Source organism: Pseudoalteromonas sp. Z9A4 (genome assembly GCF_011378845.1).
Lineage (GTDB): Bacteria > Pseudomonadota > Gammaproteobacteria > Enterobacterales > Alteromonadaceae > Pseudoalteromonas > Pseudoalteromonas arctica.
Genome location: NZ_WTLA01000047.1, coordinates 1 through 10,124 on the forward strand (window position 1 = coordinate 1; position 10,124 = coordinate 10,124).

Annotated in this window: 6 protein-coding genes and 1 pseudogene; all 7 read left to right on the plus strand. The window is 36.7% G+C overall.

Annotation, left to right across the window (positions count from 1 at the left end; genetic code table 11):
- Positions 1 to 300 precede the first annotated feature (300 nt).
- The 7 genes and pseudogenes from GQR54_RS19165 to GQR54_RS19195 all read left to right on the plus strand — a co-directional run bounded on the left by GQR54_RS19165 (position 301) and on the right by GQR54_RS19195 (position 9,649).
- Positions 301 to 444 (plus strand): hypothetical protein, encoded by a 144-nt coding sequence (locus GQR54_RS19165; RefSeq protein ID WP_166379647.1) that lies wholly within the window; start codon positions 301 to 303, stop codon positions 442 to 444.
- A 10-nt stretch (positions 445 to 454) separates the two neighbouring features.
- Positions 455 to 625: a hypothetical protein gene (locus tag GQR54_RS19170; RefSeq protein WP_166379649.1), complete on the plus strand. Its 171-nt coding sequence runs from the start codon at positions 455 to 457 to the stop codon at positions 623 to 625.
- 528 nt (positions 626 to 1,153) lie between these two features.
- On the plus strand, positions 1,154 to 2,371 hold the full coding sequence (locus tag GQR54_RS19175) for a lanthionine synthetase C family protein (protein ID WP_166379651.1): 1,218 nt from the start codon (positions 1,154 to 1,156) through the stop codon (positions 2,369 to 2,371).
- Between the two features lie 19 nt (positions 2,372 to 2,390).
- Complete coding sequence (locus tag GQR54_RS19180; RefSeq protein ID WP_166379653.1) at positions 2,391 to 5,534, plus strand: lantibiotic dehydratase; 3,144 nt, start codon at positions 2,391 to 2,393, stop codon at positions 5,532 to 5,534.
- A 215-nt stretch (positions 5,535 to 5,749) separates the two neighbouring features.
- Positions 5,750 to 7,108: a bifunctional UDP-N-acetylglucosamine diphosphorylase/glucosamine-1-phosphate N-acetyltransferase GlmU gene (glmU, locus tag GQR54_RS19185; protein ID WP_166379655.1), complete on the plus strand. Its 1,359-nt coding sequence runs from the start codon at positions 5,750 to 5,752 to the stop codon at positions 7,106 to 7,108.
- Positions 7,109 to 7,156: 48 nt separating this feature from the next.
- Entirely contained in the window at positions 7,157 to 7,768 is a 612-nt protein-coding gene (locus GQR54_RS19190) for a hypothetical protein (RefSeq protein WP_231609396.1), read from the plus strand.
- A gap of 82 nt (positions 7,769 to 7,850) precedes the next feature.
- Positions 7,851 to 9,649: pseudogene (locus tag GQR54_RS19195) on the plus strand (choice-of-anchor I family protein).
- The last annotated feature ends 475 nt before the right edge of the window (positions 9,650 to 10,124 follow it).

Below are 10,124 nucleotides of genomic sequence, written 5' to 3' on the forward strand. Positions count from 1 at the left end.
AGCCTTAAAGAAGATGGAGGACCTGGTGATGTTGTTACCATGGCTATCCCTGAAGACGGCAACGACCCTCGCCCATTTCCACCTGAAGAATGGATGTAATTTTCTTACTTATGGGTGTAGTAATATCCCGTATAAAGCAAAGTTAAAATTCACTTTTATTAATACTTAAAGGCAAAAACATGATTGAGTTACAAAATAAAGAAATGATAGCGAATATTTTTGGTGGGGTGTATATGGATGAAAATGGTAATGGTTGTATTCCACCATTTATTATTATTCAGCTGTAACCGGTGACAACTTATGAAATTGAATAAAAGAAAACTTAAACAGTTACAAGAGTTTAATGTAATTGATATTAAAATGACAGACAAAGTTGTAGGTGGTTTTTGCCCTCCAACAGTTATTACTTGTAGCCCTGCAACCATCAATAAATTAGAAATGTAAGGAAAATATTATGAATATCAAAATGAATAAAAAAGCAATTAAAAATCTTTCTCAACAAGGCCATAGTACTAAACTGGCTACAAAAGAAGTTGCGGGGGGGGCAAGTTATCCGGTTGAGCAACCAACAGGCAATATGTTTACTCTAAATTCATGTGGTATTGTTTGTATCTCAGAAATGTAAGACATTCCACTGCACTTCAAACCTAGCTAGTCGTAAGTGTTTTTCTACTAAGGTAGAAGTGTATTGAAAAATAGTAGTTAGCTCATACTTTTTGTTATAAAGAGTGAGCTAACTTAGATTCTTCTATTAATGATGATTTATTCTAAATGATCAGGGTAGTGAGTTTTTCCTGAATCGAAGTTAAACCAACTCAAGTTCTTTTATTTCCCTACCTATAAATATTTTTTGATAACTTAAGTCTACTTGTAAATTATATCTTTCATGCAGCGACCTATGGTGGCCTTCATTTATAGCCCCACCGACTATCAATGGCGTAATCTCATTTGGCACGAGTTGCATGCCTGAGGATAAGCTTTTAATATTCTTTTTATGTAATTTCATTTCTAATTTATAGCTTAGCAATATAGTAGTACGTTATTACACCACAATAAGTTAAATATGCAATGTGGAATATTAACATTTGTACTTTTAATGTTAATGTGAAATTATAATTATTTAAAATTTAAAGAACTTGATAAAAGGAATTTCATGACAATCAACGGGTTGGTTGACAATACACAAAGTGATGTGATGAAGGTTATCCTCAAAGAAATAACTCAAAAAATATCAGAAGAGATAATAAAAAAAGAGAGTGGTAATGGGCTATTAAATGGGTTGGCTGGTTACATCTTGTTTTTATACAATGCAGATAAGTTTGAGGATATTTGTGTCGGTGATTCACTCCTAAATGAAAAAATGGAGCTTTTACAAGCTCAGTTAGCTAAGCAGTCCTTGGAGTTTAGTTCGGGGTTAGCTGGGCAGGGATGGTTGTTGGAGTTTTTAAATCAATCAAATAAAGCTGATTACGATAGCGAACTTCTTGAAAGTATAGATACTCTATTTGCTAATAGTTTGTCTCAGAATGATGTTTGGCTTGGTGAGATTGAAACAATACTAGGTCTAGCGGGTTACACACCTTATACAGCAAGACGTGCTCGTTTTACCGATCAAACAAGACTTTACAGTATTATCGTTAGAGCTTTTGAGCAAACAGCCACTTACTTTGATAATGGAAATATTACTTGGTCTCAACCCTATAAGTCGGCTTATAGGTTTAATCAAAATGATGAAAACTTACCTGAGTATAATTTAGGCTTAGCCCATGGTGTGCCAGGTATTATTGCTGCTTTAGTTCCTGTCCTACGTATACCCAAGCTAAAGGCAAGAGCGCGTAAGTTATTGTTAGGCAGTTGTGATTGGCTATTGACTAATCAAAACTGTAATTTAAGTAGTAACGCTTGTTTTGGCAGTTGTGCTGGTGATGGGGGAGATTCCCGTTTAGGTTGGTGTTATGGTGACTTAACAATTGCTTTGACTCTTATGCGCGTAGGGGTCGCTTTAAATATGCCTCACTATGTTGAAAGAGCACTCGGTATCGCTCGTCACGCGGCCAAGCGTGATGAGATTTCTGGTTACGTCAAGGATGCGGGGATTTGCCACGGTTATTTTGGGTTAATAATGATATTTAGCTTGTTAAATAAACTATCTCCACATCCAGATTTACAAGCAGCAATTAACTATTGGCTAAGTTTTGCTTTAGAGCAATATGAAGATAATGGAATTAGCAGCTTTTACAGCTATAAAGGTGATAAAGGCGGTTATGAAGAGGATTTCAGTCTCTTAATGGGGTATTCAGGAATTGGGCTAGTAATTATAAGTCTTTTAAATGGTGAGTTTGGTTGGGCCGATAGTTTGCTAATTGATTAAAATACAAAAGGAAATTGGAATGACTAATAAAATAAAAAATGCTCCATTCTTTGTTGTACGTGCACCACGGTTAAGTAACGAACAACTTCTACAGTTTAATAATGCGAATGCTGATACCAATAAAATACTTGAAAGCTGGTTAGCTATGTATGGTGTTCAAGAAGCACTTTATTTAGCTAGCCCCTCGCTATTAGAACGCATAAATCTATGGCGTGAAAAACCAGACACTAAGCAAGGTAAAAAGGTATCACACGCTTTAATAAAATATATGATCCGGATGTGTTCAAGAGCAACACCGTTCGGTTTATTTTCGGGTGTAAGTAAAGGTGAGATCACTTCGGTTACAGATTTAATCTGTGGGGATTATAAAAAAGATAGCCGAAAGACTCGTTTAGACATGTTTTACCTAAATGAGCTTAAAGACTATTTTATCAAGCATACCTCGAAATCTGACACACTAAAATATAAACCAAATCCCTCTCATTATTTCATCGCGGAGCAGTGTCGTTACATAGAAGCTTACCTCTTCGATGATAGTATGCAATATCGTTTAAGCGCGGTGGAAAGTGACGAATATTTTAAATTTGCTTTAAATTTAGCAAGTACCGGGATTAGCTTTAATAACTTATGTAAGGCTTTTTGTGAGCAATATATAGATGCCGATAAAGAAGATGTAGAGTCATACATTCAAGATTTAATAGATGAAGGCATTTTAATAGCTGATATACCATTGCCATTAACTGGAGATTCTCCAGATTATGCTTTATTAAAGTCTATTCAAAATCTTAAAGAAAATATTTACGCTGATCATCTTGCTACAGTTTTGGTAAAAATAGATCATTTAGATGAAGATAATTTAGGAAGCATTGCACCATACAAGCAATTACTTACACATTTAGATAAATTGCCAATAAAAGCACAAGAAAATAAGCTGTTTCAAGCTGATATATATCGCAACTACAGTACTTGTTATTTAAGCGAAATAGAAATTAACCGCTTGCAAAAGCAACTTGAGCTACTGTCTGGTTTGAGCTTGAACGAAAGAAGCAATCCTTTATCCCCGTTTATTAACCAATTTAATGCTCGTTTTGAAGGGCAGTTTGTAGCACTTGATGTCATTTTAGATGATGAAACCGGAATTGGCATTTCAGATGAAACAGGCTATGAAGCACCTTTGGTTGCCGGCTTACACTTCGCTCGGGCAGGCGGTATTCTCAATACTCCGGCAGGTGTGAGTCTAATTGATGCAATTATTGAAGAAGCAATTAGTTTACCAAAAAATCGCAATAAAAACTGTATTGTTCTAAAAAGTAAAGAACTCAAAGTTAAAGCGACAAATACTGACGCACTAAAATATTATCCCAGCTCTTTTGCTGCAATGCTAAGTTTGTACGAAGATGATAAACACAATCCTATAATTAAGTTTAATGGCTGCTATGGGCCATCATCAGCAAATTTATTAGGCCGTTTTTGTCATTTAGATGAAAGTTTAAAAAATGCAGTGAGGGAAGAGTTAAGGCTAGAACAGGCGCATTCTCCAGATGTTATTTTTGCTGAAGTTGTACATATGCCAGAAGGGCGACCCGGTAACGTTATTGCTCGTCCGCATTTACGTGAATACGAGATTGTATTTATGGCTGACAGCAGCCTAAATGACGAATATCAAATTCATTTAAGTGATTTATATGTTTGGGTTGAAGGCCATCAGGTTAAGCTCTGGAGTAAGCGATTAAATAAACAAATTGTTCCGCGCTTGTCATGTGCACACAATTATTCTTCGCGCAGCCTTAGTGCATATAAATTTTTATGCATGCTGCAACATCAAGATGGGCGAGTACCTCAGTTTTCTATGCCGCAAAGTACAACCAGAGATAGTTTTGTACCACGGATAATGTTAGATAATTTAGTGCTTAGTGAAAAAACATGGCGCATCGATAGAAAATATCTACAAGAAGTTTTAATTGATGGCCAGCTTAATATGGATAAGCTCAATGCTCTCTTAGCTACCTTCCAATTAGACCCGCAAGTTTGTTATGCAATGTTTGATAATATTTTGCAATTGGACTTGCGAAACTCTGACATGTTTGAAATTTTACTAGCAGAGACTAAAGGACAAACCAAGGTTGAATTAAAGGAGGTTTTATCTTCTAGCTTTTCCTCACGTGTAAGAGATGAACAAGGGCATCATTATAATAATGAAGTAATAGTACCTTTTAGAAATACAGCGGCAAAAGTACATAAGCACTTTGTAGATGAGCCACTTGCAAATATATCGGCCAAGCCAATTAAAAGAAGGTTTAGTGCTGGTTCTGAGTGGCTCAGTTTAAAAATTTATAGCGGTAATTCTTTAGTTGAACAACTTCTGTGTGAGAAGTTACTTCCACTCATTGAGTCAAACAAAAACCTTTATAACAAGTGGTTTTTTATTAGATACTCAGATCCAGACTGGCATGTTAGAGTTCGTTTTCATGGAAAGCCAAATATATTATGTGGTGAGTTACTACCTTTATTAAATAACCTACTTGATCCAATGATCGAAAGCGGTGAATTACATAAAGTAGAGCTAATGACATATGAGCGAGAAGTTGAGCGCTATGGTGGGCCTGAGTCCATAGCCTTGGCTGAATCTTTATTTATGTATGATAGTGAGTTAATTACAAACGCATGTTTACTAGTTGACGACTACGGTGAAGATATACGTTGGCGAATAGCATTAAATTATACACATAAGTTACTCAATCTATTTAATTACACGGATGATGAGCGTTTAAGTTTGATTAGCCGTTTACGAGATGGTTTTGGTAATGAGTTTAACGAAAATAGTATTTTACGTAAGCAGTTAGGTAGCCGTTTTCGAGAGTATCAAGATCAGTTAAATGACGACTTCATTAAGCTAAATACTGTTGATACAGATGGCCTTGATGAAACGCAAAAGTTTATTTTTAAATTACTTAAAGAATGGCAAAATAACGCTGAGCCAATTGTTAAAGCCTTAGTTAAGCTCATTAAAGAAAATAAGCTTAACTGTACACGAGATTCACTTTTAGGCTCACTTTTACACATGCACAATAACCGTATATTTAAAGCATATGGAAGAGAGCAAGAGTTTGTAATACATGATTTGCTAAGGCGAAAATACTTTTCTACAGGTAAAGCTAAATAAAAAAGCGCGTTTAAAGTTGTAATACCTTTAAACGCGCTTATATATTTCACCAATCCTCGCTACAATAACGCTATTCAATTAAGTGTGTTTTTCAGTCAAGATTCAGTGCTAGTAAAATAAGCTACTGAGTATTTGCACAAGAAGTGGTTTACGTAATCTTCTGATCATACATAAGACTTATTTAGCTAAAACAACGAAAAAAGGAAATTGTTTTAATGGCTCTAACAACTGTTATTCTTGCTGCGGGTAAAGGTACTCGCATGCGCTCTGCTCTACCTAAAGTTTTGCACAAAGTTGCAGGTAAACCAATGGTACAGCACGTTATTGATAATGTGATGGCATTAGGTGCAACGACTACAAACTTAGTTTATGGACATGGCGGCGAACTATTACAACAACAACTTGCCGATAACGATGTAAATTGGGTACTCCAAGCAGAACAACTCGGTACTGGCCACGCAGTAGCGCAAGCCAACTCTCATATTAACGATGAAGATACAGTATTGATTTTATACGGCGATGTACCGCTAACAAAACAATCAACACTAGAGCGTTTATTAGCCGCAACACCTAAAAATGGTTTAGCGGTATTAACGGTAAATTTGGTAAACCCAAATGGCTATGGTCGAATGCTTCGTGCCGGTGGTAAGTTAGTTGGTATTGTTGAGCAAAAAGATTCAAGTCCAGAGCAGTTACTTATCAACGAAGTAAATACAGGCATTATGGCTGTTAACGGTAAGCTATTAAAAACATGGTTAGGTAACTTATCTAACAATAATGCACAAGGCGAGTACTACTTAACAGATATCGTTGCAATGGCTCACAGTGAAGGCGTAGAAATCACTTCAGCTCAGCCAGATCATGCAATGGAAGTTGAGGGCGCAAATAACCGCGTACAACTTGCAGGCTTAGAGCGCGCTTACCAAGCATGGCAAGCAGAAGAGTTAATGTTAAATGGCGCAACACTTGCTGACCCTGCGCGTATTGATGTGCGAGGAACAGTTACCACCAGTGAAGATGTACTTATCGACGTAAACGTTATTTTTGAAGGCACGGTGACGCTTGGTAATAATGTACAAATAGGTCCTAACTGTGTCCTTAAAAATTGTAGTATTGGTGATAACGTTATTATTAAAGCTAATACACTGATTGAAGATGCCACAGTTGCAGATAAGTGTACGCTTGGTCCTTATGCTCGCCTTCGCCCAGGCGCTGTAATGGAAGAAGACTCACACATTGGTAACTTTGTTGAGATGAAAAAAACCCGTTTAGGTAAAGGCTCTAAAGCCAACCACTTAAGTTATTTAGGTGATGCTGAAATTGGCGAAAAAGTGAATATTGGCGCTGGCACTATTACCTGTAACTACGATGGTGTTAACAAAGCAAAAACTATTATTGGCGATAATGCCTTTATTGGTTCTAATTCATCACTCGTTGCTCCAGTAAATATAGGTGCAACTGCAACAATTGGTGCAGGCTCTGTGATCACCAGTACCGTTGAAGATGATCAATTAGCAATAGCACGCTCTAAACAGCGTAATTTAACAGGTTGGAAACGCCCAGTTAAAAAATAACAATAGAGGCTACTTAGGTAGCCTTTTTTATTTTAGCTGAAGTTTAAATTGCTCACTATTGCCGTACTATTTACAAGCCATTACTTAACTGGCGATTCAATCAGAGAGACTAACGGCTTAATACTGCTACTCGCAGGATACATACTTGCCAAAAACACTTACTTTTGGAACTGCTTAAATAAAAACTTGGTATTACTGGCTTTGAGTTTTGCGGTTTTGTTTGTACTTATAATATTAAGTTATCAGAAGGTGTTTACTCTTCCTCATTTTATTTTAAGCGCTAGCTACAATATTCAACGTGTTGTAGGTGTATTTTTTGTACTCGCGTTCGCTCACCGATTTTTAAATTTTAATACTTACTATTTAAAACAGCTCAATGTATGGGTGTTTCCCTTTTATTTATTGCATCAAAGCATTTTGATTATTTTGTGTTTTTTACTACAGCCTTTAAGTTTAGGGCCTGTTGCTGAACCATTCATCATTATTACAGGGACTTGGTCTTTTTGCGGTGTTATTACATGGGGTATTACACGTATTGATGTACTTAGACCTTTGCTAGGGGTTGCAATTAAACGAGATTATTCCCCGACTGTAAAAATTCTTGGCTATACGGCCGCTTTAATTTTAATAACTCCGCTAGCGTATAAGCTAATTACTTAGGCTAAGGGCTGTATTAAAACTGCCATAATCTTGTCATGCCTGTGTGTTGATATTTAGTAAATACAATACTAAGGAAAATTACATGTTTAAAAAATCAATTATTGCGCTGTCACTTATATCTGTTCTTACTGGTTGCTCACTTGATGGTGACGATGGTCAAAACGGCTCTCAAGGATTACAGGGAGAACAAGGCACAGATGGAACTAATGGGTTAAATGGTATAAATGCCAATTCAGCATTAAATATTAACCTTGTGGGTAGAGGTGTATTAAATGCACAAAGCCCAGAAGGTGCAGCTGAAATAGTTGCATATCAAGCATCTAAAAAATGGATTTACACTATTAACAGTTCAGGCGATGACGTTGTTGTTAATATTTTACCCGCCGACACCTTTGATACTGCCGCACTCGTTAAAGATAACGAAGGGGTTATAAACGCCACAAATTTAACGTCCATTATTACGTTGTCTTTAAACGAATATACCCAAGGCGATGCAAACAGCATTGCTGTTGATGAAAACAATAATTTACTAGCGGTTGCAATGGCTGCTGAAAGCACGGGTGATACAGGTCAAATTGCTTTTTACGATATAAGCGGCGACTCACCTGTATTTATTAAAAATGTTACAGTCGGATTTTTACCAGACATGGTGACGTTCACCCATGATGGCGCAAAGGCAGTGGTTGCTAACGAAGGTGAACCAAGTGGCGACTACAGCGTAGATCCTGAAGGTTCTATTAGTATTATCGATATAACAAATAATGTAATAGCCGATACAGCAATAAATATTGATTTTAAAGCCTATAACAACAAACAAACCGAACTAGAAGCGCAAGGGGTAGTTTTTGCAAACCCAAATGGTCGTACTATTAACGGTAATCTAATAAATACCACAGTAGCTATGGATTTAGAGCCCGAGTACGTTAGCATTTCTAAAGATAACAAATATGCTTATGTATCTATTCAAGAAAACAATGCACTTGCAATAGTTAACCTACAAGACAACAGTCTTGAGCTAAAGGGCTTAGGCTTTAAAGATTGGTCAAGCTTACAATACAACTTGATGCCTCAGATAAAGACGGCGGCGTGAATTTTAAATCATACCCAGGGCTCTATGGTATGTACCAGCCCGATACTATCTCAAGCTTTAGTTGGAAAGGCGCTAACTTTATAGTTACTGCCAACGAAGGTGACGCAAGAGAATACTTTTTTGATACAACGGATGAAGCAGACTGTATAGCAAAGGGCGGACTTGATTACGATAAAGACGATGGCTGCTTAGCTTATATAGATGAAAGCCGCGTTGAAGACTTAACTCTTGCTGCTAATTTTGATTACTTAAATAATGACGATGATGATATTGGTCGCTTAAAAGTAACAACAATAAAAGGCGATACTAATAACGACGGACAATACGAATCGCTTTACGGCTATGGCGCACGTTCTTTTACTATTTGGGATAGCAATGGGCTGGTGGTTTTTGATTCAGGTGACGATATAGCACGTATAACAGCATCTGTGCATGGTGAATCATTTAACAATAGTGAAGATGAAAACAAAGGTGACTCACGTTCAGATGATAAAGGCGCAGAGCCTGAAGCGCTGACTATTGGTAAAATTGACGATCGTACATTTGCTTTTGTTGGATTAGAACGTATGGGCGGTATTATGGCTTACGACATTACTAATCCATACAATGTGCAATTTGAAGACTACTTCTATAATAGAGGCTTAATTAAAGGAGCGAATATTACAGGCGATTTGGCACCTGAAGGAATGGTATTCGTTTCAGCAGAGCAAAGTGCAACAGGAAATCCACTCTTAATTGTTGGAAATGAAATATCAGGCTCTATTGCCGTATGGGAAATAGCATCTAAATAAATCTTTAATTTTAAATAAAGCTGTGTGTTGTTTGTTTAACATACAGCTTAGTTTAAACCTTACTAATACATCATCAATTGATACATAAATTATGAGTGTTTTTTAAACTAAAAGTATCCTGCAGCCCTTTATTTGTATAGCTTTCATACTAAATTCATTTAATTGTCAAAAAGCTGAAATAAAACATTGACCCCCGCTCGAATCTCCCTATAATGCGACCCCACTGAGACAGGAAACGCCAACGCATAGCGAGGCACGAACTACTCAGAGAGTTAAATAAGACTTCGGTTTTAAATTATCTAAAAAGAAAGTTTAAAACTAAGTGTTGACTCGAAAAATAAAGGGTGTATTATTCGCATCCCTTGAGACGCTAAAGCGACTCAAAGCGTTCTTTAACAATATAAAGCAATCATCTGTGTGGGCACTCGTACAGATTGAGTTCTAACAGCCAAGCTACTTAGGTAGCGAGGCAAAC